This window comes from Dielma fastidiosa, from assembly GCF_003475485.1.
In the GTDB taxonomy this organism is placed as follows: Bacteria; Bacillota_I; Bacilli_A; order Erysipelotrichales; family Erysipelotrichaceae; genus Dielma; species Dielma fastidiosa.
This window is the reverse complement of record NZ_QRQL01000002.1, coordinates 490,575-517,055: the sequence shown is the minus strand read 5'-3', so window position 1 is coordinate 517,055 and position 26,481 is coordinate 490,575. Positions and strand designations below refer to the sequence as shown.

Genomic DNA, 26,481 nt, shown 5'->3' with positions numbered 1-26,481 from the left:
TCATAGTATTTACAATGCATTTACAATAAAAAAGTGATGAAGGGAATCATCACTTTTTCATAAATTCTTTGATTTTATTGATAGTTTCATCACAGACAACATGCTCAATCTTACAAGCATCATTCTCTGCGTTCTCTCTTGAAACATGCAGAACACCTTCTAAAAAATCACATAATATTTCATGTCGGTTATAGACATCACTGGCTTTTTGCCGTCCGGCTTCTGTCAGATGTACTTCACCATAAGTCTCCTGTGTTACAAAACCCATTTCTTTTAAAACATTCATCGCTTTATTAACGCTTGGTTTTGATACATTTAAACTTTTAGCTATATCCACAGAACGAACTTTACCGTTTTTCTCCAATAAAAGTATTGTTTCAAGATACATTTCAGCACTTTCACCTAATCGATCACTATGATTCATGATTCATTTCCCTCGCTATTTCTTCATATGCGGATTCCTTAAAACCAACTAATACTTTTGTATCACTGACCAGCAGCGGACGTTTAATCAGCATGCCATTCTCGGACAGGGCTTTGATTTTCTCATCATAGCTCATGATTTTAAGCTTTTCCTTATAATTGTTATCGCGGTAAACCTTGCCGCTGGTATTGAAAAATTGTTCGACAGTAAGACCGCTGAGCGGTATCCACCGTTTTAATTCATCAGCGGTAGGCGTATCAACATGAATATGCCGATCGATGAATGATACATTCTTTGCTTCAAGATATTTTCTTGCTTTGATGCAAGTGCTGCATTTAGGATACTCAATAAACTGCATCAAATCACCTCATGTCTATATTAACACAAAATAATAAATAAAGCGTCTATTTAGCCTGATGATCTTTTAAAAAGTTGACATAAGATAAAATATTGTTTTGTTCTTCAGCCGTAATTTCACGGTAACCGCTCAGCAGCTGGCTTTCTTGTTTAGTGAGGGTGTAAATCGTATCCTCTTCCATACCGCCTTGAACAACTGCGCGGAAGTCAAGTTTTAAAATATCGCAAAGCATCAGCAATGTTTCTGAATCAGGACGGCGTTTACCGTTGATGTAATTGCTTATTGTATTTTGAGATAAATGAGTAGCCGCAGCCACTTCTTTCTGTTTAAGGCCTTGCACTTCCATTGCATTTTTTAAAATCGTACCAATATCTCTAGTCATATAGTTACCTCCTTCAATCGATGGCAGAGCCATCTCTTCTACTATTATATAGTAAAGTTTAAAGAACTTCGATATTTTATTTAGAAAAATTCTCAAACTGTTGATTATTTTCTTGTGAAAATGTCAGTTTCAGCTTAAAATATCAGGGTGAGGTAGATGAAAATGTTATTTAAAAATTTTGATTTAAGTGATGAATTACTAAAAGCGGCAGCGCTTTTGGGATATGAAGAGGCTTTGCCGGTGCAGGAAAAAGTGATTCCTGCCTTGCTGGCGGACAGAGATGTTTTAGTGCAGTCAAAGACCGGGAGTGGGAAAACTGCAAGCTATGCGATTCCTGAAATTGAAAAGATTGACTGGCTGGGGAATGAACCGCAGGTGCTGGTGCTGACGCCGACTCGAGAGCTGGCGAGACAGGTGCAGGTTGATTTTAAGTCTTTAGGAGCATATAAAAGGATTAATGCGGTTACGTTATTTGGCAAGCAGCCATTTAAAAGTCAAATCATGGATTTAAAGCAAAAGGTGCATGTGGTAGTTGGTACGGCGGGCCGGGTGCTTGATCATTTAGAGCGTGGTACGCTGAATCTGGATCATGTCCATACGTGTATTTTGGATGAAGCGGATGAAATGCTGAATCTGGGTTTTATAGAGGAGGTAACTAAAATATTAAGTTATCTGCCGGCTAAATGTACGATGGCTATGTTTTCTGCGACAATCAATGATTCGATTAAGGAAATTGCGGAAACATATTTGCATGATGCGGAAGTGATTAAAGTCGGCGAAGTTAAAAAGTACAATACGAATGTAGATTTGTTTTATGTGAAGGCGGATAAGGAATGCAAAGAGGAGCAATTGCTTAAAGTGTTATATAAAGAATTGCCGCAGCAGGCAATGATCTTCTGTAATTTCAGGGAGAGTGTGGAGCAGGTGTTTGATCTGCTTTGTGAAAAGCGAATCAGCTGTCTGATGATACACGGTGGTCTGATGCAGGAAGAACGGCTGGCTAATATGCGGGATTTTAAAAAAGGAAAGTACCGTGTCTTGGTAGCGACTGATGTAGCAGGCAGAGGCATTGATGTTGCGAATGTTACCCATGTTATCAATTATGAGTTTCCAACTACCACCGAGGATTTTATTCATCGAATCGGCCGGTGCGGACGTGTTGATAAAAAAGGAAAAGCTATTTCGCTGGTGCTGCCAACGCAGATGAAGTATTTGAATATGGTGCAGGAAGAACTGGAAACGGAGCTGGCATGCATTGATGAGCAAGCGTTTGAAGGTGTGGTATATGATTCAATACTGAGCCGATCTGAAGAGATTAGACAGAAAGAGGAAGTGATTGATGAGGACAAATGCAAGCTTTATTTTAAAGGCGGGCGGAATAAGAAGCTGAGAGCTAAAGATTTGGTCGGGGCAATTATGGATGTGCCAGGTGTGGAATTTAATGATATAGGGATTATTGAGGTTTTGGAGACAACTAGTTATGCGGAGATTCTTAATGGTAAGGGAGAATTGGTGCTGCGGGGGCTGCAAGGAAAGAGTATAAAGAATAAGCAAATTACAGTGGAAAAGAAAAGATAAGCGGTTAGTGAATTAATTGAAGGTTATTTGACTTATCTTTTGATACTAAATAAAAGGCAGGCGTGAAGTGTTGTGAACGTCTGTCTTTTATTTGAATGATAGCGATGTAAAAAAGATGTAAAAAATTGTGCATTTTGTTCACTTTTTAAAAGTTTATGCTATAATATCAATGTATTGGAATTGTTGGCTTATGCTGGTCCAAAGTTGTGACAAGGCTAAGCCTGGATACAATGTAATCATTGATTTACCAGAAAAGGCTAAGATGTTTATATTACTGTTTGGTGATATAAAGGGAAAGCATTTTCAATCATTGCGTTTATTTGGATACTTTAATGGATTAGCTTTCCCACTTTTTCGTTAAATATTCGGATAAATACACTGTTTTCGGGGTGCTTTTTCGAAAAACTTTCAATTTTAGGTTGATTTCTGGTTCATGAATGATATAATAGTAGCAAGGATACGATTATGCACAAACAATAGACATAAAAGTGTCCTAAAATAAGTTAATTCCAATAGGGAAAGAGAAAGAGAGAGGAGATTTATTTTATGAATAAATATTCAAGTAAGGCCGTTAAGACTGCTGCTACCGTTGGTATGTCTTTGGCTATGGTTTTGAGTAGTGCTGCTCCTGTTATGGCTGCCAATGTGACTACTGATATGTGTGGTACTGGTGTGGAAGATACGACATGCGGCAGAACAGTATTAAATGCTGTATTAGAAAAATTAGATGGTACTCCATTTGCAGAATCGAATATGGATAACGGTTTAGAAGTAAAAAATAATGATGGAAGTAAAGTATCAATTTACGAAGCAATCGCTGAGAATATAGATTCTCTAAAAGCTTTCAAAAACACATTGTCTTATTCTTCAGATGAATACAAAACTATTACAGCAATGGTAAAATTCCATGATGCAATGGTTGTATTATTTGGCGCTGATTATGCAACTACTACAGTTAGTGATACTGAATTTGGTGCAGGTATAGTTAAAACAGTATTAGATGATACTGATGGTACAGATTTAACAAAAGCTAATTTAACTAAAGTTAAAGATGCAAAGAAAGATGCTGGTGAAGTTATTGGCAGTGACTTCCTAACATTAGTGAACCAAGCACAATACAAATTAGAAGATGCTCTTAATATTGATGAAGAGGATTTTGATGAAAAACTAGCTAACTTTTATGATGCCTTCAATAAGGTATTAGAAAACGATTTAGATGGCAAAGCTACTAAATTAACAGCTGCTGAACAAGCAATCACAGGTTATTCTGAGGATGTAACTAAAGTTAATTTGTCAAGTAAATCTGCAGTAAAAGCAAGAATCAATAAGATTAAAGACGCTGATGACTATGATCAGTTCAAGGATGAAGATTTAGTTATTTCATTAATTGATGCTTATCAGGAAATTATTGATAGCATTGGAAATATCTCTGACATCACTACAACTGACTCTTACAAAGCATATAACAAAACTAAAACTGATGATGAAGATAAGACAGTTAAATCATTCATTTCAGCATTAGCTAAAGGTAAAATAAATGTTGATGGTGATTTCGTAAAAGACGGTTCTACTACGGCCACTGAAGAAGCAAAAGCAGTAGCAAAAGTATTAGATAGCGAACAATGGGCTATCTTAAAAGACTTAAAAGAAGAAGTTCTTGATTCAGTATGGAAATTCGAAACTACAAAAATCGGTAACTACTATAGAGATAAGTCAGAGTTTAACTCTTATGTTTCAGGAACACAAAAGAATGTCGTTATGAACAATATTCCGGGATTCTTATTAAAAGTAGTCGACACTGAAACTGGTGAATTTGGTTATGATTATTTAGAAGCTCACATGGAAAAAGTTGCTGATGCTTTAGATGCAGTTACTAAAGATATCGAAAAACTTACTCCTGCAAATATCAAAGCTTCTGATAAAGCAACTTTAGAAGCTGCTGAAGATGCTATTTATGAATTAACTGAAGGCGGAAAATATGTTAAGAATTTAACTTCTAAACAAGCTAAAGAAGTTCGTAAAGCTGAAACTAAGATCACTAACTTACGTGAAGCATTCGACAACTTAGGTACAACTAATGTTGCTGGATGGTATGATATGGGTAACGGTAACTGGGGTTACAACAATGAAGACGGTACTCCTGCTGCTTACAAATGGGTCGCTTCAGGTTCTGATTGGTATATGATCAAAGACGGTAAGATGCTGAGAAATACTTGGTTGGCTACTGATGGTGGTCGTTGGTACTACTTAGACAATGCTGGTAAGATGGTTACGAACCAATCTGTTGATGGCTGCTGGATCAATTCTTACGGCGTTTACATGAGCCCTACTTACAATGGTTAATTGTAAATTAATCTAATTACTTAATTGAGATGTACAGAGATGTACATCTCTTTTTTGCATGCAAAAAGGAGATCCATCACGAATCTCCTTTAAGTGTTATTTTCTTTTAGTTAACTATTTAACCCAAACGCCGTAAGAGTTGAAAGTATAACCGTTAACAGTCGTATTAGAAACCATTACACCGTTATCATCAACATAATACCATCTAGTACCCTGAGCATCAGAAGCGATCCAAGAGTTACGTAACATTGTACCGTTCTTTACATAATACCAGTTAGCACCTGAAGCTACCCATTTAGAAGGTCTAGAACCATCTTCTGCGATGTAATCCCAATCGCCGTTTCCTTTATCTACCCATCCTGATTGAGTTACTGTGCCGTTCATAATCAGTTTGAAGTATAAAGTTTCAATTAATGTTCTATTGTTATTAACTGAACGTCTTTCCTTAGCAGTTAAACCATAAGGATTCTTACCATCTGTATCAATATCCAATTCATCTAATGCATTTTTAGCAGCTACAATCTTGGCAGCTTGAGCAGAAGTTAAATTAGTTCCTAAAGTAATGCCCTTAACGTCAGTTGTTGCAGCTTTGATTAATGTATCTTTAGTAGATGCATCATTTGCTATTAATACATCGTAATAGCTTTCTTCTTCATCTTTAGCAACTGTAGTAGTTAATAAATAAATAAGATTTGCATCAAACTCAGTACCTTCAGCAGAAATATAACGACCATAAGTAGCATTTTCAAGAGTCAATGCATAATTACCACTAGACAGTTTTCTGGCCTTAACTGTTTTGAATTCGTTGATAACATCTTCAACATAAGTTTGAATTGCTTCTAAATCAGCATTTGTAAACTTATTCATAGCTACTTCAATATCATCATCAGCTTTATCAATATCATCTTGATCTTTGCTTGACAATGTTTTACGTGTTTCAACGTAACCTTTTAAAGCTTCAACTTTATCAGCAACATCATCATAAGCTTTTTTAGCTTCATTAGAACCGTCCAACAAGTCTTTAGCTTCTTTCATTTCATCAACGATCGCCTGTAATCCATCCATGTATTCAACCACTTCATCAGCGTCTTTTACAGAGTTATACTTAGCTGCAGTAATTGTATCGATATCATTTGATTTAACATTTTTAATGAAAGTTTCAACATTCTTTACGCGCTTGTAGCTAATAGCATCTTCTTTAGAAACTAAATCAAGTACAGTCTGATTACCATATACTTTTGCTTGTTCTAATTGTTTAATATAAGTCTTTAATGTAGAACCTTCATGTACTTCGTCATAATCTTTCATGAAACCTTTGAAGTTATCCCAATTCTTATATCCAGCTTTAGCATCAGCACTTACTCCATTGTCAACATAATCAACGTAAGTAGTCAGTTCATCATAAAGTGCTTTTGCTTCACTATAGTTTTCTGTTACTTTAGCTAATGAACTATACTTATCAGCATAACCACTATTAAGCGCTTCTAATGCTGTTTCCGCATTACCTACTAAAGTTTCAAATGTAGTCCAATTTCCACTAATTTTTCTAACTAAATGTTTGGCAATAGCCACTAAATCCTCATCAGCTCTATTACAAGACACTACCTGTGACAGAGCATCTACTACTTTGATAGTAGAGCCTTTGATTTCTAAAGCAAGAATTTCATCAATTGTAAGTCCAGTTTTAATAGCATCAGTTTTAAGAACAGAAGCTAATTCAGGATAATCATCTGCTGTAAATTTATCAGCTTTTTTTATTTCTTTAACACTAGTAATATTAGAAGTGAAGTCACTATCTAACGCCTCTAAAACTGCAATACCAGCACTCTCATATGAAGAATCACAAAATGCTGGAGCATCTGTAACAGCAGTAGCAGCAAACACCGGAGCAGCATTGCTCAAAACCATAGCCAAAGACATACCAACTGTAGCAGCAGTCTTAACGGCCTTACTTGAATATTTATTCATATAAATAAATCTCTTCTCTCTTTCTCTTTCCCTATTGGAATTAACTTATTTTAGGACACTTTTATGTCTATTGTTTGTGCATCCTTCCTCAAGGTTAACCGAATACTCCCTATTGACCGTGTTTGTGAATATTATTTGTTAATTTAAAAGGCATATACCATTTATTGAATTATTACAATTAAGCATACTCTTTGTACCATTTCTTCAATAACTTAGTATTTAATTAGAGTAACTCTCTAACCTATGAACGCAAAAAAGCACTCACCTTTCAATGAATGCTTTCTGCTATATTCGTAAACGTATTTAAATGAATTATGTCAACTTTGATCGTATTGATTTAACCTTATAAATCTAAAATCAAGTTCCCTTTCGTAAAATATTAAGATATGCTTCATAGGAAAAAGTTCGATTCCTGCTACCTGTTGATGTTTGAACAAGAATTCCAAGTTCTTTCAATCGTGTAATCACGCTTGATGTTGTATTGAAAGCTATGTCTAATGCTTCTGCTGTCTTTCGTATGTCAATTATAGGATTAGTTTCTAAATATCTAAAAACAAGTAAAGCATTCTTAGAGATTCGCCCCATTTTAGAAATTAATGCTATATTCATATCATGTAGGGCAGTCAATTCCTCAATAGTTCTAATCGCGTCTTCTGCAGATTCAATCAATGCTTGAAGAAAGAATTTTATCCATTGCTCATAATCTCCTTTTGTTCTGACTTCCGTCATCCGATCGTAGTATTCTATACGGTTCTTTTTTAAAAAGTATGAGATATATAGAGCAGGGGTTGAAAGTATTTTCTGTTCCATGAGAAAAAGCGTAATTATTAATCTTCCAACACGGCCATTCCCATCAAGAAAAGGATGGATAGTCTCAAATTGATAATGTATCAATGCGGCACGAATTAATGGATCTAATTGATCCTCTGAATGGATATATTTTTCTAGGTCAGACATGCCTTCATTCATATCGCTAGGAGAAGGAGGTATATATCTTGCGTTATGAAGAGAACTTCCTTGGCCGCCAATCCAATTCTGAGAAGTTCTATATTCCCCAGGACTTTTTTCCTGACCTCTCACCCCCGACATAAGAACAGCATGTGTTTCTCTTATTAGACGATTGCACAGAGGTAATTCTTTTAATCTATTAATAGCGAATTCGGTAGCTTTGATATAGTTTACTACGTCTGCGACATTACGATTTGTATTTTCCTCAAGCAAAGGATCAAGAATATCTTCTAAAGTTGCCTGTGTTCCCTCTATTTGCGATGACATCAATGCTTCTTTACGAACATACATAGAAACAAATAACTGAACATTGGGTATATGAGTGGCAATGTTTTCTAAGACTGCGAGCTGAGAGTTCGCTTTGACAAGCAGATTGATGAGATCATTTGATAATTGAATCGGTGGTGTTGGAGGAAGTGGATTAGGAACAAATGATTTGTATGCCGCTTCTCCAAATAAATTAGTTATTAAATGACCTGCACGATTTCTCATTTTTAACACCTCCAAGTCTATCTTTCATCCTATGACACTATTATACCTTGCTTTATTTCAAAAATAAACATCAAGTTGAAATAAGGTTTGAGTTTATATGAACTTATTTCAATTTAACGAACTTATAAACTGATTTGAATAATTAACAGATAATTGGTAAATAAATGTATATTTGTAATAGTTGAATACGATGTACAGGCGTGATATTGTAAAGTCAGGAGTTAAAGCAAATTAGTATATAGCTTTTATTAACTAATTTAGTTAAATGAAAAAAAGGAAAATAAGCAAATTAAAATATAATTATCACTTTGCTAATATTGAAATAAGCAAAATATGCCTTTGTTTAATTTGGTGTTATTTTGTAAATATTATCAAATACTGCCAATTAATTTCATGAATAAAGAATAAAATGAAATAAGGAAGAATTTAAAACCTACATATTTCATTAGAAAAGTCTAAAACAGCCAAAATTGTTAAACTTGTACTGATGAATATAAGTGATATTGTAATAATTAAATATAAATTGTATGTCTTTCAAAATAAATGATAAATCTTAATTTGGTATAAATATATTTCTTGAAATGATAAATATGCAAGCTGAACAATACAAAATATTTTTGTTATTTTATGTATAGCATATGCATGATTGCAATAATGAAATATATGTTACATGCCTTTTAATAAAGTTAATATTGCATACAAATGTGATAAATAGGGAGTATTCGATCAACCTTGAGGAAGGATGCACAAACAATAGACATAAAAGTGTCCTAAAATAAGTTAATTCCAATAGGGAAAGAGAAAGAGAGAGGAGATTTATTTTATGAATAAATATTCAAGTAAGGGCGTTAAGACTGCTGCTACCGTTGGTATGTCTTTGGCTATGGTTTTGAGTGCTGCTGCGCCAGTATTGGCAGCTGCTGACGTTATGGGTACAAAAGCTCAAGTTTGTTATACTGCCGAAACAAAACAAGCAATGTCAGAGGCTAAAGATGCTTTAAATGCAATGATTCAAGATTTGAAATCAGCTGATAATGGCAAAATTAATTTAAGTAAAGTACAGGCTTCTACAGAGTACACTTGGACAAATACAGCTACATTCTTGAAAACTGATGAAGTAGAAGGTAATCTGAGTTTAGAAAATTTATTAGAAAAAGAATTGCCTACTGGTGAAGTAACATTGGCTAATGGTTTGGCATTATTAGCAGATTGTAATGCAGATGCGGATGCAAAATACATTATTGGTACACATATTGCTGATGATAAATTTGGATCAACAACAGCTGCAGAACGTGAATTCGGTATTGTTAATGCTATCGAGTTGATTACTGACGACACTAATAGCATGATCAAAGAATTAGCAATTAATTATGGTGATAAGGATACTACTTACACTTGGAAAGACGGTAAAACAGTAGCTGGTAAAGCAGGTAAGATCGGTAAAATTACTGACTTAGCTACTTACAATACAGAAAAAGGAAAATACAATGATTTAGTAGACTTAAAGCAATATTTTGGAAATATTCCTTCAGCTGACCAAACATACGTTAAAGACGTATATAATGACCTTCTTGATGTAATGAAAGAAGAATTAGATACTTATTCAGCAGGAACAAACCAAATTGTTAAAGACTATGTTAATAAATTAAAAAATGAAGATATTATTGAGGGTACAAATGTAGCTGATGTAGTTGATAGTGGAGCAGATTTTGACCGTGCTAACCTTGATGACTTAAAAGATTTCTTAGCTGATGTTAAAGCTGATAAAAACTCAACTTTAAAAGCTGTAGCTTTATATGAAGATGTAGAAGATGAATCAGCAGTAGCAGAATATATCGATGCGTTGGAAACAATGGTATCAGAAATTGAAGAGGTAAATGATGCATTAAAATCTACATCTGCAGTTAATAAAGGTTTAAGGGATATTACAGGTAAATTAAGCTCACTAATTACTGCAATTAACAATTACGAAGATGATACAACTAGTGATACACTTTATAATAAATATCAAGCAGCAATGGCAGCTTTCACTCAGGCAGATTTAACTAAATTAACTGACTATGTTGAAGATGTATATGAAATGTTCTATACTCTTAATGCAGTCCAACGTTCTAATGGAAAATATGTAGTAAGATCAGAAGAAACAGAATATGCTAGATATTTAAGCGAAGATGACATCGCTGATTTTGACACTAATGTTAAGACATTATTAACAAAATTAGTTGACGATTCAAATGACGAAACATATTATCAGGTATTAACAGAAACAACTTCTGACATTACAAAGTATTTAAAAGCATGTACAACTGATATCGAGGGTATTTCATTAGGAACAACATTCACTTCATCTGATGCGAAGAAAATTGTAGCTGCAAGAAATGCTTATGCTGAACTAGAAGCAGTAAATTTTGCTGGTCTAACTGCAAAAGAAAAGAGAGCAGTAAAAGCAAATGAAGATTTGATTGAAGCTTTATATGCTAAATTGATTATCAATGGAACAATTACACAAACAGGATGGGTAGACAAAGGCAACGGTGATTGGGATTACATCGCAGAAGATGGTTCTAGACCTTCTAAATGGGTAGCTTCAGGTGCTAACTGGTATTATGTAAAGAACGGTACAATGTTACGTAACTCTTGGATCGCTTCTGATGCTCAGGGTACTAGATGGTATTATGTTGATGATAACGGTGTAATGGTTTCTAATACGACTGTTAACGGTTATACTTTCAACTCTTACGGCGTTTGGGTTAAATAGTTAACTAAAAGCAAATAACACTTAAAGGAGATTCGTGATGGATCTCCTTTTTGCATGCAAAAAGAGATGCACATCTCTGTACATCTCAATTAAATAATTAAATCGATTTACAATTAACCGTTGTAAGAAGGGCTCATGTAAACGCCGTAAGAATTGATCCAGCAGCCATCTACTGATTGGTTAGTAACCATCTTACCAGCATTGTCTAAGTAGTACCAACGACCACCGTCAGTAGCTAACCAAGTATTTCTCAGCATCTTACCGTCTTTGATCATATACCAATCAGAACCAGAAGCAACCCATTTGTAAGCAGCAGGAGTACCATCTTCGTTGTTGTAACCCCAGTTACCGTTACCCATGCTATACCATCCAGCTACATTTGTTGTACCTAAGTTATCAAATGCTTCACGTAAGTTTGTGATCTTAGTGTCAGCTTGACGTGCTGTTCTCTTTTGTGCTGAAGTCAAATTGTCAGCATAATCACCATCAACTAATTCGTAAATAGCATCTTCTGCAGCTTCTAATAAAGCTTTATCTGTTGCTTTAATATTTGCTGGAGTTAATTTAGCAATATCAGTTGTAACAGCTTCTAAAGCTTTAACTACTTTATCCATATGTTCTGCAACTAAATCATATCCGAAAAGACCTTCTTCATTATCAACTAATGTATAAAGATATTCTGGGAAAGCATTTTTGAATGTATTTCTTTGTGATGTTGTAGAAGTTGAAGTGTAATCAGACTTATCTACATAATAGTTCCCCACTTTTCTAGTTTCCATTGTGTAAATTGAATCCATAACTTCTTCTTTAGCAGCTTTTAAGATTTCCCATTGTTCAGAATTTAATACATCTGCTAACGCTTCAGCTTTTTCTTTAGCCGTTCCAGTAGTGAAAGTTTTTACGAAATCACGAACTGAAACTTTGTTATCTTTTTTTACATTTGAAATTTTTGTCTTAATATATTCGTTATATTCATCAGATTTCAAAACATCTGAGTTTGCACCGATATTATCAATTAATTCTTGATAAGCATCTAAGATAGCAATTACTGCATCTTCATCTTTAAAACGATCATAATCATCATGATCAGTGATTAGTTTCATACGATTTTTAAGTTGTGTTTTATTATTCAAAGCAATAGCGTCTAATTCATCTTCTGAACTACCAATAATCGCTTTAATTGTTTTGGCACCTGTATCTTTAGAAACAGTCTTTGTTAAATCTGTAGCTTTTTCTTTCAAGTCATTTTGTAAAATAGCATCATAAGCTAAAACAAAATTTGATAAGTCAGCATCTGCAGTCACACCAAGATAATCATTGATGTTCGATTTTAAAGTGTTATAAGTATCTGCTACAGCACCAGCTAAATCATTTGTATAGTCATCACCACTGATGCCTAAGTATTTACCATAATCATCTTTATAGTCTTTCAGAGTTTCTAATGCATTTTTTGCATCAGTATAGTTATCCTTAGTTACAGTAGAGAAGTCCTTACCAGCGCCATCTTCTCCATTTACATTAGCTACTAATTTAGCTAAATCACTATTAGCTTTAACATCTTTAGCAGCAATAGCACCAGTACCAGCATAAGCTTCGATACCTTCAACTACATTAGTCCATGTTGTGATATTAGCTTTTTCTGTATAACCAGCATCTCCACCTTTAGCAAATGCGTCTAATTCAGCTTTGTAATCAACAATTACTTCTAAGATATTTACTTTTTTGCCAGCTTTATTTAAAGCCTTCATATCATTATCTAATGTGACAGTAGTAAATTTTGCACCATCTAATTGGCTTAAAATTTCTAAATATACTTTTGCACCACAATCAGCAATATCCGTTGTATCGTCAAGCCCTTTACATATACCAGATGTGATATCAGTTGCAAATACAGGAGCAGCATTGCTCAAAACCATAGCCAAAGACATACCCACGGTAGCAGCAGTCTTAACGGCCTTACTTGAATATTTATTCATAAAATAAATCTCCTCTCTCTTTCTCTTTCCCTATTGGAATTAACTTATTTTAGGACACTTTTATGTCTATTGTTTGTGCATGCTTTCTAAAAGTTTCTTTTATTTGCCTATTCATCATATTTGTAAGTATTATTCACTTTTTTAAAGGGCATATAACATCAAATTATAATATACAATTATGCCCAAAATCATTCACATTACTGGTCTTATTTAGATATACAATCACTATGATCTGTGAATCAGTAAATTAACAAAATAGAAGCAAACTATAGCTGATTTTTTCCCACTTTAAAAATATTTCAATCTTTTTGTGTATCAAAATAAAAAGGTGCATTTTGCACCTCTCATTGTTTAATCTATTAAAAATTTATTTGAATAATATGTGAACATAATCACGTCTAGTATACAATATTCTGTCAATATAAATATCAGTCTGTTCAATTCGATAAAAGATCATGTAGTTGCCTGATATTATGTAACGATAGTTTGTTTCTATATTTATGATATTTGCTAATGCGGCACCCATGTTAGGAAAATCAATAAGTTTATCGATTTCATTCATAATAGCGTCTAGCATTTTATCAGCTGCTTCATTATTACATAACTCTAGTGCGATATAACTCCAAATTTCTTCCAAGTCTCTGAAAGATTCAGGTGAATAATGTAGATTATAATTCATGCTGCTTTTTTTTGAAATGGGATCTTACTTCTTCTGCAGAAAGCCATCCTTCTACTTCGCCTGATTTTCTGCCTTTTGATAATTCATCCATCAATGTTAAAGTTGCCATTATGTTTTCGTATTCTTGAATATCGATGATAGCATAACGTCCTCTTCCATTTTTAGTAAGAAAAACTGGTGAGCCAAACGTTACATCATGTAGCACTTCGCTATAATTTCGTAAATCTGAAATTGGTTTAATATTAGGCATATAGATTTAACCTCCTTAGTAAACACAATAGTTCCTATTTATATTATATACATGTTCTCTGATATATTCAATGTTAAATAAGGTGACATATTTTACAACAATTTTTAAACTTAAAACATTGAGAGTATGAATAATAGACTGAATTATATGAAAATATGACATTGCTAACTGTCAACTTCAAATGGGTATATGCCTAAAGAGAGCTACTTGAATGCTTATATCATTCCTAGAATAAGGTTAATATACATTTTTTTGAAAACATGCACAAACAATAGACATAAAAGTGTCCTAAAATAAGTTAATTCCAATAGGGAAAGAGAAAGAGAGAGGAGATTTATTTTATGAATAAATATTCAAGTAAGGCCGTTAAGACTGCTGCTACCGTTGGTATGTCTTTGGCTATGGTTTTAAGTGCTGCTGCTCCGGTTTTCGCCGCTACAGAAACAACATATGAAGCAGAAGGTATCTGTAAAGACATTAAAGTAATAACGGATTCTGCCGACCCAAAGGATGATAATGATGGCAAAGCTGATTGTGGCGCACAAGTTTATTTAGAAATTCTAAGTCAGTTAGATGGTGCTAAATTTAGTACAGTTACTTTAGATAACGACATGAAAGCTTTAAATAAAGAAGGCAAGAAAGTTAATATCTTAGAAGTAATTGCTGATTATGCTACAGAATTAGATGCTTTTGCTAAAAGCGGTGTTGGTTATACAGAAAAAGCTAACATTATTACATGGACTAATGTGGTTAAAGGTATTGAAGATTATGCTGGCAAAGGTGCCATTAAAGCTAAAGATGTACAAGCTGGCTCAGATTTAGCTACAGTAATGGAAAATACTAATGCTGAAAAAGATGCAGATGCTGATTGGTCAACAATCAAAGAAGGTACTTATAAGGAAGCTAAAGCTGCATTGAAAGAGTTAAAAGATTTCAAAGCTGACTATGGCAAATATTTAGGTATTGATTCAGACGGTGAATACAGTAATGATCTAGCAGGTGCAGTACAAGATACTTATGTTTCATTAAATAACAATATCAATGAGTATTTAGGCGTAAATGCTGATGAAGATTTATCATTCTTTGTATTAGCTTTTGATACTATTTTACAAAACGATTTAGAAGGTAAAGAAACTGCTTTAGATAAAGAACTTGAAAAAGGAAATGATAAGAGTACTATCGCCCTGATTCTTCAAGGAGAAAAATCAGATGAAGTTACGGCTTTAGATCCGGAGAAGATTGAATTAAACAATAAAACACAAATCAAAAAACGTATCGATTTGATCAAGAATCATAGCTATTATGACAGATTTAAAGATGAAGATGCTGTAATCGCTATCTTAGATGCTTATCAAGAATTATTGGATAACATTGGTACAAATGCTGATGTATTAAAATCAGATGAGTATAATGCATTTATCAAAACTAAAGTAGCTAATGTTAAAGCTGATAACAAAGTTACTTTAAAGGAATTCTTAAAAAATATCGATGAAGACAAAGATCTAAAAACTGATAAAGAAAAAGCTGAGAAATTAGCTGGCTTGCTGAACTCTGAACAATGGGTAATTCTGAAAGATGCCAAAGAAGAAGTAATGGATTCAATTTACACGATGGAAACTAGAAAAGTGGGTAACTATTATGTAAATAAATCCGACTATACTTCTAATTCAACTAATTCACAAAGAAGTACATTTGAGAACACTTTCCCTGGATACCTTTACGCTTTAGTAGATAAAGAAGAAGGCTTATTTGGTTATGACTTAGTTGAAAAGCAAATGAATGAAGTAGCTGAAGCTTTAGAAGCAGTAACATCAGCTATTGCTAAGATTACACCTGCAAATATCAAAGCAACCGATAAGAAAACTTTAGAAGCTGCTGAAGATGCTATCTACGAATTAACTAAAGGCGGGGATTATGAAGACAATCTGACTAAAACAGAAGCGAAAACTGTTAGAGCTGCAGAAACTAAAATTGAAAACTTACGTGAAGCATTCGATAACTTAGGTACTACAGCAGTAGCTGGATGGTATGACATGGGTAACGGTAACTGGGGTTACAACAATGAAGACGGTACTCCTGCTGCTTACAAATGGGTTGCTTCTGGTGCTGATTGGTATATGATCAAAGACGGTAAGATGCTGAGAAATACTTGGTTAGCTACTGACGGTGGTCGCTGGTACTACTTAGACAATGCTGGTAAGATGGTTACTAACCAATCAGTAGATGGTTGCTGGATCAATTCTTACGGCGTTTACATGAGCCCTTCTTACAACGGTTAATTGTAAATCGATCTAATTAATTGAGATGTACAGAGATGTGCATCTCTTTTTCATGAGCGTACGTTTAAAAGAGGTGCTACTTTCCGTAACACCTCTTCTGGGGATGGGTAATTAAATTCTTTATTATTCTATCCTTTTTCGATTATTTAACCCATACTCCATATGAGTTGAATGTATAACCATTAACAGTCGTATTTGATACCATCTTACCTGCATCATCTACATAGTACCATTTTGTTCCTTGTGAATCACTAGCAATCCAAGAGTTACGTAACATTACGCCGCCCTTTACATAATACCAGTCTGAACCTGATGCTACCCACTTAGTTACTGCATTTCCATTTTCATAGTATGTCCAGTCACCATTACCTTTGTTATTCCAGCCATTCACTGTTGAATCGATGGATCCAAATTGTTTACGGTATGCTTCCATTAATTCAGTTACTTTACGTGCTGCATCTCTTACAGTACGTGTCTGAGTTGTTGATAAGTTACCTGCTCCATCATTCTCTAAGAAATAAACAGCATCATCCATTTTAACAAGAACTTCTTTATCATTAACACTTAATGTAATTGCATCATACTTACTCAGATCTGCTAATGCTGCTAAGCTGTCATTAACCTTAGTCATATGTGCATCTAAGATGTCCCAACCAAATTCACCAGTTTCTGAATCTTTTAATTCGATAAGATCAGCATTGAAGTCATTCAGTACTTTATTTAATTGTGTAGCTGTTACATAAGGTGATTTTGTTGATTTGTCTAAGTAACGATTAGCAAATGATTTTGCTTCCATTGTCCACACAATATCAACAACATCCTCTTTGAATGCTTTCAAGATTTCAAAATCCGCAGTTTTCATACTATCAACAATTGCATCTGTATCTTTATTTGCATATTTAGATTTTACAGACTTAGTACCCTTTAACAAGTCAGCATAAGCATCATTTGTTCTAGTGTTAATAGCAGCTGCAACATCATTGATAGCATCTGTCATTTCTTCATATTGAGCGATGATAGCTTCTACATCTGCTTCATTTTTGAAACGTTTATAATCAGAAGTATCCTTAATATTAGCAATTTTTTCTTTCACTAAAGTCTTAGTGATTGCTGAACCGTTCTTAGCTGTATAAATTGTATCTGTTACGAAATCTTCTAATGCTTTAGTTTCTTTATCAATATATCTAGAAAGTGCAGTTTGGTAAGCATCAGTTGATGACTCATAACCTAATTCTCTTTCTAAACCATAGATTGTATCATTTAAAAGATTAGCTTGTTCTGAAGTTAGGTTATCAGCATAGTCAGCATTGAAGTCAGTTAATTTATCTAAATCATCAGAAGTAGGATTAGTTTTAGCAATGATAGTAGCTAATGTACCATAAGTGGCGCTATAATCAGCACCTAACATAGCTTTGATATCTTTGACAGTATCATTCATTAACTTAGCTAAGTCTCTAGCTGAACCTGTGCAATTGTCAATTACATGTTCCCATGCACCACCAGTAGCAAATTCAGTAGAAATTTTATCAAACAAAGCTACTTTATCAGTTGTACCAGATGTTGCTGGAGATTTTTCAATATTCTTTTTAACGATTTGATACATCACAACATTGTCTGCAGCTATTTTTTCCAGTTCTTCAGCAGTAGTTACTTGCGTATAAGTTCCAGCAGAATCACTTTCTTTAACAAATAAAGCAGCACCTGCTTCTGTTTTATTAACAGTAACTGTTAAAGGAAGCTTTTTAACGTTATTAATATTATCACCTGCTGTATCAGTAACTTTTAGACCAGTAGCAGGCACAGTAAGATCAGCTCCTTTGTACTCAAAACCTTCATCTAATGCGTAGTATTGAGCAGATTCTGCTCCTGTAGTGATTTTAACTGAATCTTCAGAATTTTTAGTTTTGAAGCCTTCCTCAGTCAAACCTGAATCAGATAAGAAATTCAAAAAATCATTTAATTCACTTGTATAAGTTGAATTACATACACCACTTACATTTGTAGCAGCGAACACAGGAGCAGCATTGCTCAAAACCATAGCCAAAGACATACCAACGGTAGCAGCAGTCTTAACAGCCTTACTTGAATATTTATTCATATAAATAAATCTCCTCTCTCTTTCTCTTTCCCTATTGGAATTAACTTATTTTAGGACACTTTTATGTCTATTGTTTGTGCATGCTTTCTAAAGGTTTCTTTTATATGCCTGTTTATCATGTTTGTTGGTATTCGTTTGTATAATTCAAGGTATATACCTTAATAATAAATATCACACATATGAACAGATCTTTATTGAAATCTATTGTTATTATGATTATGATTTTGACTATTCCCTTAATTTTGTGTATAATTTAAGGGAAATGGTGGTGTTTAAGGGAATGAGAGATTTTAATTATTCAAAAATCAGAGATCAAAAATGGGATTCTGACATTCTGGCTTATATTGCTGCTATCTATAAAGAAATGGGGAAACAGGAGCAATATCTAAAGCAACGATCAGCCGAACTTGAAAAACTTGTCGAAATTGCAAAGATACAAAGTACAGAGGCCTCAAATGCTATCGAAGGTATTGTCACAACCAATACTCGCATCAAACAGTTAGTCGAAGAAAAAACTACTCCAAGAAATAGGGATGAACAAGAAATTGCCGGATACCGAGATGTTCTAAATATTATCCATGATAGCTTTGATACTATTTCTGTTACTAGAAACTATATCTTACAGTTGCATAAAATCATGTATAATCATATGAATAATCCAATGGCAGGCAAAATAAAGAATGTTCAAAATTATATCAGTGTCAAATATCTTGATGGACATACAGAAACACTATTTACTCCGCTTGCTCCATTTGAAACTGCTGAAGCGTTGGATAAAATTTGTGAAGAGTATAATCGAGTAATTGGAAACTTTGAAGTAGAACCTTTGATTGCCATTCCTATATTTATTCATGACTTCCTTTGCATTCATCCTTTTAACGATGGAAACGGAAGAATCAGTCGTTTGCTCACAACCTTATTGTTATACAAAAATGGCTTTTATGTAGGTAAATATATTTCTTTAGAAGCCAAAATAGCTCAGAATAAGGATTTATATTATGATGCATTAAATCGTTCGCAAAATGGTTGGCATGATGGTAGTGAGGATATAATTCCTTTCATTAAGTATCTTTTAGGAATTATTTTATCTGCCTATAAAGATTTTGAAGATAGATTTTTCATAATAGAAACTAAATTACCTGCTGTAGAAATTGTAAAAAAGGCTACACAAAATAAGTTGGGTAAATTCACTAAACAGGATATATGGGAATTATGCCCATCATTGAGTATTAGTTCAATAGAAGGTTCTTTACGGAAATTAGTTGAATCAGGAGAGTTAGAGAGAAAAGGCTCTGGAAAAGCAACTTACTATGTACGTTTGAAATAAAATACGCTTAATCACTATACTATCTCTTAAATATAATTCATATCTAAGAGGATACAGGGTTTATAACAGGAGGCATTCATCTTAAAGGTGAGTGCCTTTTCATGTTTGAATTTAAACTTACTTAAAATAAGTACAAATTATACTATAAGCTGATTATAAAGTATGCAATCTTATAATATCTTATTTGTTGTTATATGCCATCTATAATCCATTAAAATTTCAAAATAGTTGATGAAAAGGAAGCATTGAATCCTCTTTGGAAAGCATGCACAAACAATAGACATAAAAGTGTCCTAAAATAAGTTAATTCCAATAGGGAAAGAGAAAGAGAGAGGAGATTTATTTTATGAATAAATATTCAAGTAAGGCTGTTAAGACTGCTGCTACCGTTGGTATGTCTTTGGCTATGGTTTTGAGCAATGCTGCTCCAGTGTTTGCTAATGATGATACACCTACAACTACAGAAGTTAGTGAAACCAGAAGTGTTATAGAAATAGTAATTGATCAAAAAGATGCTGTTGAGGATTTACTAGACTTATTAGGAGATGGAAAAAACATTGCTGCTGATGATTATGTTGGTGGTACTAAGGAATATTTTAAAGTTGCTAGTGAATTAAAGTTCAAAGAAATTTTCAGTCAAGAAATAACAAATGGTGCGACTAAAGAAACTGTTAAAGTGGTATTAGAAAACGCATATAAGTATGCTTCTGTAGCAGGCTATACTGCTGAACAAACTGATATTTTGAAGTATTTAGTTGGAACTAAAATTGATGGTGATGTAAAAACAGCAGTTGAATTTGCTGAGGTATTAGTATCTGACGATGTAGTTGAGAAATTAGATGAATATGCTAAAAGTGGAGTTGTTGACAAAGATATTGTTGCCTTTTATAATAAAGTTTCCTCATTAATGGATTTCAAGGGTAATATTGCTAGTGATAAAGCTGATACATTGGAAAAAGTGGAAGATTTATTTGCGGATTTAAAATCTGATGTTGAAGACTACAAAGAAGATACAGTCGGAAATGATGCTAAGAAGTTTGCTAAAAAATTAGCTGATGAAGCTGTAGCAGGATCAACAGTTTCTAAATTAGTTGACGATGAAGATAAAATTTCATATACTAATCTATCAAGCCTTAATGCTTTCATTTCTAAAGTTACTAAGGATTCTTATAAATTAGAAGTGGAAACGGGTTTATTTATAAAATATGGAGATGTTAAAAATGAAGATGTAGTAGCTGATTACATTGACGGATTGGAAACAATCGCTTCTGAAATGCAGGATGTTAAAGACTTAATTAATGATACTAAATCTGAAAAGAAAGAATTTGATAAATTAGATAAAAAACTTAAAGCACTTGTGGAAGCTTTTGAAGGGACTGTAGGTGAAGGTAAAAAATTCGCTACAGAAGATAAGAAGCAAGACGCTATTGATGATGCTATCACTGCTTTCCGTGCAGATGATGTAAAGGCGTTAAAAGAATACGTTGATGCATTTGTTAATGAATTTTGGACAGTAACTACTGAGCAACGTACTAGCGGAAGCTATAGAGTAAAAGAAGTTAATGCCGGTTTGGGTCGCTATTATGAATTTGCCAAAGTAGCAGGTAATGATTTATATAAAATTATGACAACTCTAGTAGATTCTGATGAAGAAGATACTTACTATGATTTATTGATTGCTGATGCTGCTTCAGTTGACGAATTATTAAAAGCTGTAACAACTGATATCGAAGGCATTTCATTGAATACTACTTTAACTGATAAACAAGCTGCTAAGATTATCGCTGCTAGAAAAGCTTTAAATCGATTAGTTGATAAAGATGGAAATATCGAAGCAGAATATGCTAATTCATTAACAAGAAGTGAGAAAAAAGAAGTTCTTGCTAATCAAGAAATCATCGAAGCTCTTTATTTGAAACTAATTCTCAATGGCACAATTACTCAATCAGGATGGGTAGACAAAGGTAATGGCGATTGGGATTACATCGCAGAAGATGGTTCTAGACCTTCTAAATGGATTGCTTCAGGTGCTAACTGGTATTATGTAAAGAACGGTACAATGTTACGTAACTCTTGGATCGCTTCTGATGCTCAGGGTACTAGATGGTATTATGTTGATGATAACGGTGTAATGGTTTCTAATACGACTGTTAACGGTTATACTTTCAACTCTTACGGCGTTTGGGTTAAATAGTTAACTAAGCAACTAACACTTAAAGGAGATTCGTGATGGATCTCCTTTTTGCACGCAAAAGAGTTCAATAATAGCTCTTCATATCATCTTTGATAACTTTAATTACTTCATATACAATCATGGTATATGCCTATAAAATGATTATATAAAATAAAAATCTCCACTCATTAAAGGACATTTGTAAATCCATTGGAAGGATGCACAAACAATAGACATAAAAGTGTCCTAAAATAAGTTAATTCCAATAGGGAAAGGGAAAGAGAGAGGAGTTTTATTTATGAATAAATATTCAAGTAAGGCCGTTAAGACTGCTGCTACCGTTGGTATGTCTTTGGCTATGGTTTTGAGTAATGCAGCTCCTGTTTTAAGCAATCTTACTGTTGCTTATGCTGCTGATCTTGCAAGTGATAAGCAAACTGCTGAAAAAGCTCATGATGTTGTTTCTAAAGTTTTGGATGCTTTGACAGAGGACTATACAGAAGCGTATAGCGGAAATGAAGTTTTAGCTGGCACAGACATTGAAATTAACGACGACGTTGATTTAAAAATGAATTCTAAAAAAACTTTGGCAGATTTGGTAGATCCAAGCATTGTGCTTTCTGCTGATCTTGCTGGTTCAAAATTCGAAAACGGTGCTACATTATTAGATATCGCAACATTCTTAGCTAACAACTCTAGTTATATGGATGATGCAGATATTGATGAAGATGTGGTAGCATTCGCAAAATTCATCAAAGGCTATACTAAAGCAACTGGCGCTGGTAAATTAGGTGATTACTTTGCTGGTGGTGACCTTAATACTACTGCTGGTAAAGGTGCTGTAATTACTACAGTTGCAGAAGACGGTGTTACTAAAGCTACTGCTAAAAATGCTGAAGAAATCTATAAAGTCATCAAGGATAACGAAAAATATCTGAATGCCATGATTGATGATGATCATAGAGATGCTGTTACTGATACAATCAATAACTTCAAGTCAGAAGTAGAAGATTACAAATCTGAAAGAGAAGATGTTTACGTAACTGATTATGCTAATGAACTTGAAAAAGTTGAACTGATTTCTGGTGTAACTGTTTATGAAGCAGTTGAAAAAGAAGAAGCTATCTCTTACAAGAACTTAAGCAAAGTTGAGAAAGTATTAAAAGATATCAAAAATGATGATAACGATGATTTAAGCGCAATCGCAGATTATGATGATGTAAAAGATGCTGAAGAAGTTGCAACTTTAATTGATGGTTTAGAAGCTATCATTGAAGATATGAAAGAAGTTAAGAATCTTCTGAAATCTACTAACGCTGATGTTAAATCATATAAGAAAGATTTAGCTACTAAAGTTAAGAATTTGGCTAAAGCTGCTTCTGACTATTTGGCTGATGACAAAGAAGCAAATGAAATTGCGCTTGATAAAGCATTGAATGCATTCAGAGAAGCAGATTCTACAGCTTTAAAAGAATTTGTTGAAGGTTTCGTAGCTGAATTCTATACATTAACTCCAAAACAATTGAACAGTGGTAAATATGTTGTACGTTTAGAAAATGCAGACTATGGTCGTTATGTAGAGAATAAGGATGTATTTGATTTATTAGAAACTAATTCTTCAACTGCAGGATTACAATATGTATTGACTACAGTGATTGACAATGAAGAAAGCGATGAAACATATTATGATGTATTAGTAAACACTGTTACTTCAGTAGAAGAATTATTAAAAGCTGTAACTGATGATATCGAAGGATTGACATTAAATTCTAACTTAACATCAGCACAAGCTAACAAGATCATCAAGGCTAAAAAAGCATTAAATCAATTAGTTGATGGTGACAAGATTGCTACAGAATATGCTTCTGCATTGACTTCAAAAGAAAAGAAAGAAGTATTAGCAAATGTTGAATTAATTGAAACTTTATACTTAAAACTGATTCTTAACGGAACAGTAACTCAATCAGGATGGGTAGATAAAGGCAATGGTGTTTGGGATTACATTGCAGAAGATGGTACTAGACCTTCTAAATGGATTGCTTCTGGTGCTAACTGGTACTATGTAAAGAACGGTACAATGTTACGTAACTCTTGGATTGCTTCTGATGCTCAGGGTACTAGATGGTACTATGTTGATGATAACGGTGTAATGGTTTCTAATACAACTATTAACGGTTATACTTTCAACTCTTACGGCGTTTGGGTTAAATAGTTAACTAAAAGCAAATAACACTTAAAGGAGATTCTTGATGGATCTCCTTTTTGCATGTAAAAAGAGATGTACATCTCTGTACATCTCAATTTAGTAATTAGGTTGATTTTACAATTAACCGTTGTAAGAAGGGCTCATGTAAACGCCGTAAGAATTGATCCAGCAGCCAACTACAGATTGGTTCGTAACCATCTTACCAGCATTGTCTAAGTAGTACCAACGACCGCCGTCAGTAGCCAACCAAGTGTTTCTCAGCATCTTACCGTCTTTGATCATATACCAGTCAGAACCAGAAGCAACCCATTTGTAAGCAGCAGGAGTACCATCTTCATTGTTGTAACCCCAGTTACCGTTACCCATGTCATACCATCCAGCTACTGCTGTAGTACCTAAGTTATCGAATGCTTCACGTAAGTTTGTAATTTTTGCTTCAGCAGCTCTTACTTCTTTTGCTTCATCCTTTGTCAGATTTTGTGAATAATCACCTTTTTGTAATTCATATAAAGCATCTTCTGCAGCAACTAGTGTAGCCTTATCAGTTGATTTGATATTAGCAGGTGTGATTTTTTCAATATCAGTTGTTACTGCTTTTAATGCTGTTGCCAATCCTTCCATATGTGCTTCTAAAACATCCCAATAGAAGTCACCTGTTTCTGTATCAGCAAGATCATTTAAGCCACCAAAGATATCTAATACTGCCTCAACTTGAGTAGAAGTCGCATAAGGAGACTTAGTAGATTTGTCTAAATATCTGCTTCCTACTTCTTTTGATTCCATTGTCATAACAACGTCAACAACATCTTCTTTAAAAGCTTTTAAAATTGCATAATCTGCTGATGTGAATGACTTACTCTCTACTACTGAAACTTCACCGTCATCAAGTTTTAAATAAGTGTTTACTTTAACTTTTACGCTCGTTGTACCCTTGAGATATTCTTTATAAGAATCATTTTTAGATTTGCTTACTGCATCAATTACAGCTTTAACATCATCTTTAGCAGATTCTACTTCAGCTATAAAGTCAACAACAGCTTCATCTCTCTTATACTGTGTATAGACAGCATCAGCTTTTACTACATCATCAATAAAGGCTTCAATTTCACTATTGGTAATAGCGGTTCCACCACTAATCTTAGTAACAGAAGAAGCAGTTAATTTATCTTCCCAAGCGCCTGTTACTTTGTCTAAGAATTTAGAAAGACCTGTCTGATATTCATTAGTGTCTGTATCCGGAGTTTTCTCATAGATGGCATCTTCTAAAATACCCTTTTGTTCAGCAGATAAATTGCTAGTATATTTATCTAAGAACTTCTGGATATTTTCAACAGCGTCAGCATCATTATCCGCATCATCCATTGCTAGCTTAATTAAATCAGCAGAGTTAGTTGTAGAAACAGCATCAACTAATTTAAGCATTGCACTTGCATTTACTTTAAAGGCGTTGTCACCTGAATCATAGCAATTTGTATTGATAGCTTTTAAAGCTTCATTAAATGTTGATGACTTTCCTGTAGGGATAATGATGTCGCCAACCTGAGTAGCTGTTGTAACTACGTTAGCATCTTCACTGTATTTGCCAGCCATGTAAGTAATCATATTTACCTTTACAGTTTCAGTAACTACCACATTTGCATCACCAGCCACTGTTGTTGCATAAAAATATGTTGCACTACCATCTCCATCTTTTGGACCAGTAGCAATTGAACCATCCCATACTAATTTTAATTCTGTATTACCAACTTTGATTGTTGCGGGATATGTTGTATCTGCAACAGAAGTTTCAGCACCAGAAATAGCGGTGCCATCCTTGTCGAATTTTGAGCCAAATACTGTAACTTTTTTAGCATTGAAAGTAGTATTAGCTTTAGCTTTAGCCCAATCACTATTGTTGCTTCTGAATTGGTTTAATAGACCTAATTGCTCTTTAGTTACTGTTGTAGTACAAATTGATGTATCATCATTTTGTGCAGCAAATACCGGAGCAGCATTGCTCAAAACCATAGCCAAAGACATACCAACGGTAGCAGCAGTCTTAACGGCCTTACTTGAATATTTATTCATATAAATAAATCTCCTCTCTCTTTCTCTTTCCCTATTGGAATTAACTTATTTTAGGACACTTTTATGTCTATTGTTTGTGCATGCTTTCCAAAATAATCTCGAAACCTCTTGTTTA

General features: G+C 33.9%; 17 protein-coding genes. 7 read left to right on the top strand and 10 right to left on the bottom strand.

The genetic code is table 11. The features are described from left to right. Window positions 1-49: 49 nt before the first annotated feature. Genes DWZ33_RS07150 through DWZ33_RS07140 form a run of 3 tightly spaced genes read right to left on the bottom strand, consistent with a single transcriptional unit; the run spans window position 50 to window position 1,164 of the window. Window positions 50-424, bottom strand: coding sequence for a metal-dependent transcriptional regulator (locus DWZ33_RS07150; protein WP_022939116.1), 375 nt, complete (start codon window positions 422-424; stop codon window positions 50-52). Further along, the gene (locus DWZ33_RS07145; protein ID WP_118454319.1) at window positions 414-782 is read right to left on the bottom strand and encodes a Spx/MgsR family RNA polymerase-binding regulatory protein; all 369 of its coding nucleotides are present in this window, start codon (window positions 780-782) and stop codon (window positions 414-416) included. Before DWZ33_RS07145 ends, DWZ33_RS07150 begins: the two co-directional genes overlap by 11 nt. A 46-nt stretch (window positions 783-828) precedes the next feature. Continuing rightward, window positions 829-1,164, bottom strand: coding sequence for a helix-turn-helix domain-containing protein (locus tag DWZ33_RS07140; RefSeq protein ID WP_022939114.1), 336 nt, complete (start codon window positions 1,162-1,164; stop codon window positions 829-831). 156 nt (window positions 1,165-1,320) lie between these two features. Here DWZ33_RS07140 and DWZ33_RS07135 point away from each other — a divergent pair, with 156 nt between their 5' ends. Both DWZ33_RS07135 and DWZ33_RS07125 read left to right on the top strand, forming a co-directional pair. Further along, window positions 1,321-2,742: a DEAD/DEAH box helicase gene (locus DWZ33_RS07135; protein ID WP_118454318.1), complete on the top strand. Its 1,422-nt coding sequence runs from the start codon at window positions 1,321-1,323 to the stop codon at window positions 2,740-2,742. Between the two features lie 546 nt (window positions 2,743-3,288). Further along, a complete protein-coding gene (locus DWZ33_RS07125; RefSeq protein ID WP_118454317.1) occupies window positions 3,289-5,085 on the top strand; it encodes a hypothetical protein in 1,797 nt (598 codons plus the stop codon). A gap of 114 nt (window positions 5,086-5,199) precedes the next feature. Here DWZ33_RS07125 and DWZ33_RS07120 read toward each other — a convergent pair whose 3' ends face one another. Both DWZ33_RS07120 and DWZ33_RS07115 read right to left on the bottom strand, forming a co-directional pair. Further along, window positions 5,200-7,053 (bottom strand): hypothetical protein, encoded by a 1,854-nt coding sequence (locus tag DWZ33_RS07120; RefSeq protein ID WP_118454316.1) that lies wholly within the window; start codon window positions 7,051-7,053, stop codon window positions 5,200-5,202. Window positions 7,054-7,410: 357 nt separating this feature from the next. Beyond that, the gene (locus DWZ33_RS07115; protein WP_182425568.1) at window positions 7,411-8,553 is read right to left on the bottom strand and encodes a Fic family protein; all 1,143 of its coding nucleotides are present in this window, start codon (window positions 8,551-8,553) and stop codon (window positions 7,411-7,413) included. An 823-nt stretch (window positions 8,554-9,376) separates the two neighbouring features. Here DWZ33_RS07115 and DWZ33_RS07110 point away from each other — a divergent pair. Continuing rightward, on the top strand, window positions 9,377-11,311 hold the full coding sequence (locus DWZ33_RS07110) for a hypothetical protein (protein WP_118454315.1): 1,935 nt from the start codon (window positions 9,377-9,379) through the stop codon (window positions 11,309-11,311). A gap of 113 nt (window positions 11,312-11,424) precedes the next feature. Here DWZ33_RS07110 and DWZ33_RS07105 read toward each other — a convergent pair whose 3' ends face one another. The 3 genes from DWZ33_RS07105 to DWZ33_RS07095 all read right to left on the bottom strand — a co-directional run bounded on the left by DWZ33_RS07105 (window position 11,425) and on the right by DWZ33_RS07095 (window position 14,216). Beyond that, entirely contained in the window at window positions 11,425-13,287 is a 1,863-nt protein-coding gene (locus tag DWZ33_RS07105) for a hypothetical protein (RefSeq protein ID WP_110370666.1), read from the bottom strand. Window positions 13,288-13,654: 367 nt separating this feature from the next. Then, a complete protein-coding gene (locus tag DWZ33_RS18515) occupies window positions 13,655-13,966 on the bottom strand; it encodes a type II toxin-antitoxin system RelE/ParE family toxin (RefSeq protein ID WP_118454314.1) in 312 nt (103 codons plus the stop codon). After that, complete coding sequence (locus DWZ33_RS07095; RefSeq protein ID WP_022936297.1) at window positions 13,956-14,216, bottom strand: type II toxin-antitoxin system prevent-host-death family antitoxin; 261 nt, start codon at window positions 14,214-14,216, stop codon at window positions 13,956-13,958. The genes DWZ33_RS18515 and DWZ33_RS07095 overlap by 11 nt, the downstream gene beginning before the upstream one ends. A gap of 341 nt (window positions 14,217-14,557) precedes the next feature. Between DWZ33_RS07095 and DWZ33_RS07090 the strand changes: the two genes are divergently transcribed. Next, window positions 14,558-16,495, top strand: a complete 1,938-nt coding sequence (locus DWZ33_RS07090; RefSeq protein WP_118454313.1) for a hypothetical protein — start codon at window positions 14,558-14,560, stop codon at window positions 16,493-16,495. 142 nt (window positions 16,496-16,637) lie between these two features. Here DWZ33_RS07090 and DWZ33_RS07085 read toward each other — a convergent pair whose 3' ends face one another. Then, window positions 16,638-18,593, bottom strand: a complete 1,956-nt coding sequence (locus DWZ33_RS07085; RefSeq protein WP_118454312.1) for a hypothetical protein — start codon at window positions 18,591-18,593, stop codon at window positions 16,638-16,640. Between the two features lie 268 nt (window positions 18,594-18,861). Here DWZ33_RS07085 and DWZ33_RS07080 point away from each other — a divergent pair, with 268 nt between their 5' ends. The 3 genes from DWZ33_RS07080 (at window position 18,862) to DWZ33_RS07070 (ending at window position 24,305) form a co-directional block, all read left to right on the top strand. Further along, a complete protein-coding gene (locus DWZ33_RS07080) occupies window positions 18,862-19,920 on the top strand; it encodes a Fic family protein (protein ID WP_244925859.1) in 1,059 nt (352 codons plus the stop codon). A gap of 346 nt (window positions 19,921-20,266) precedes the next feature. Then, window positions 20,267-22,114, top strand: coding sequence for a hypothetical protein (locus tag DWZ33_RS07075; protein ID WP_118454310.1), 1,848 nt, complete (start codon window positions 20,267-20,269; stop codon window positions 22,112-22,114). A gap of 277 nt (window positions 22,115-22,391) precedes the next feature. Further along, window positions 22,392-24,305 carry a V-type ATP synthase subunit I domain-containing protein gene (locus DWZ33_RS07070; protein ID WP_118454309.1) on the top strand — a complete coding sequence of 638 codons (1,914 nt, stop codon included), beginning with the start codon at window positions 22,392-22,394 and terminating at the stop codon, window positions 24,303-24,305. A 114-nt stretch (window positions 24,306-24,419) separates the two neighbouring features. On the opposite strand, the gene DWZ33_RS07065 is transcribed toward DWZ33_RS07070, so the two are convergent. Beyond that, a complete protein-coding gene (locus tag DWZ33_RS07065) occupies window positions 24,420-26,366 on the bottom strand; it encodes a hypothetical protein (protein ID WP_118454308.1) in 1,947 nt (648 codons plus the stop codon). Window positions 26,367-26,481 lie beyond the last annotated feature (115 nt).

What these genes read in the sequence shown, in the direction of transcription:
- DWZ33_RS07110 (WP_118454315.1), top strand. Translation starts at nt 9,377, where the DNA reads ATGAATAAATATTCAAGTAAGGGCGTTAAGACTGCTGCTACCGTTGGT.
- DWZ33_RS07065 (WP_118454308.1), bottom strand. Translation starts at nt 26,366, where the DNA reads ATGAATAAATATTCAAGTAAGGCCGTTAAGACTGCTGCTACCGTTGGT.
- DWZ33_RS07125 (WP_118454317.1), top strand. Translation starts at nt 3,289, where the DNA reads ATGAATAAATATTCAAGTAAGGCCGTTAAGACTGCTGCTACCGTTGGT.
- DWZ33_RS07105 (WP_110370666.1), bottom strand. Translation starts at nt 13,287, where the DNA reads ATGAATAAATATTCAAGTAAGGCCGTTAAGACTGCTGCTACCGTGGGT.
- DWZ33_RS07135 (WP_118454318.1), top strand. Translation starts at nt 1,321, where the DNA reads ATGAAAATGTTATTTAAAAATTTTGATTTAAGTGATGAATTACTAAAA.
- DWZ33_RS07145 (WP_118454319.1), bottom strand. Translation starts at nt 782, where the DNA reads ATGCAGTTTATTGAGTATCCTAAATGCAGCACTTGCATCAAAGCAAGA.
- DWZ33_RS07115 (WP_182425568.1), bottom strand. Translation starts at nt 8,553, where the DNA reads ATGAGAAATCGTGCAGGTCATTTAATAACTAATTTATTTGGAGAAGCG.
- DWZ33_RS07070 (WP_118454309.1), top strand. Translation starts at nt 22,392, where the DNA reads ATGAATAAATATTCAAGTAAGGCCGTTAAGACTGCTGCTACCGTTGGT.
- DWZ33_RS07120 (WP_118454316.1), bottom strand. Translation starts at nt 7,053, where the DNA reads ATGAATAAATATTCAAGTAAGGCCGTTAAGACTGCTGCTACAGTTGGT.
- DWZ33_RS07090 (WP_118454313.1), top strand. Translation starts at nt 14,558, where the DNA reads ATGAATAAATATTCAAGTAAGGCCGTTAAGACTGCTGCTACCGTTGGT.
- DWZ33_RS07140 (WP_022939114.1), bottom strand. Translation starts at nt 1,164, where the DNA reads ATGACTAGAGATATTGGTACGATTTTAAAAAATGCAATGGAAGTGCAA.
- DWZ33_RS07085 (WP_118454312.1), bottom strand. Translation starts at nt 18,593, where the DNA reads ATGAATAAATATTCAAGTAAGGCTGTTAAGACTGCTGCTACCGTTGGT.
- DWZ33_RS07095 (WP_022936297.1), bottom strand. Translation starts at nt 14,216, where the DNA reads ATGCCTAATATTAAACCAATTTCAGATTTACGAAATTATAGCGAAGTG.
- DWZ33_RS18515 (WP_118454314.1), bottom strand. Translation starts at nt 13,966, where the DNA reads ATGAATTATAATCTACATTATTCACCTGAATCTTTCAGAGACTTGGAA.
- DWZ33_RS07075 (WP_118454310.1), top strand. Translation starts at nt 20,267, where the DNA reads ATGAATAAATATTCAAGTAAGGCTGTTAAGACTGCTGCTACCGTTGGT.
- DWZ33_RS07150 (WP_022939116.1), bottom strand. Translation starts at nt 424, where the DNA reads ATGAATCATAGTGATCGATTAGGTGAAAGTGCTGAAATGTATCTTGAA.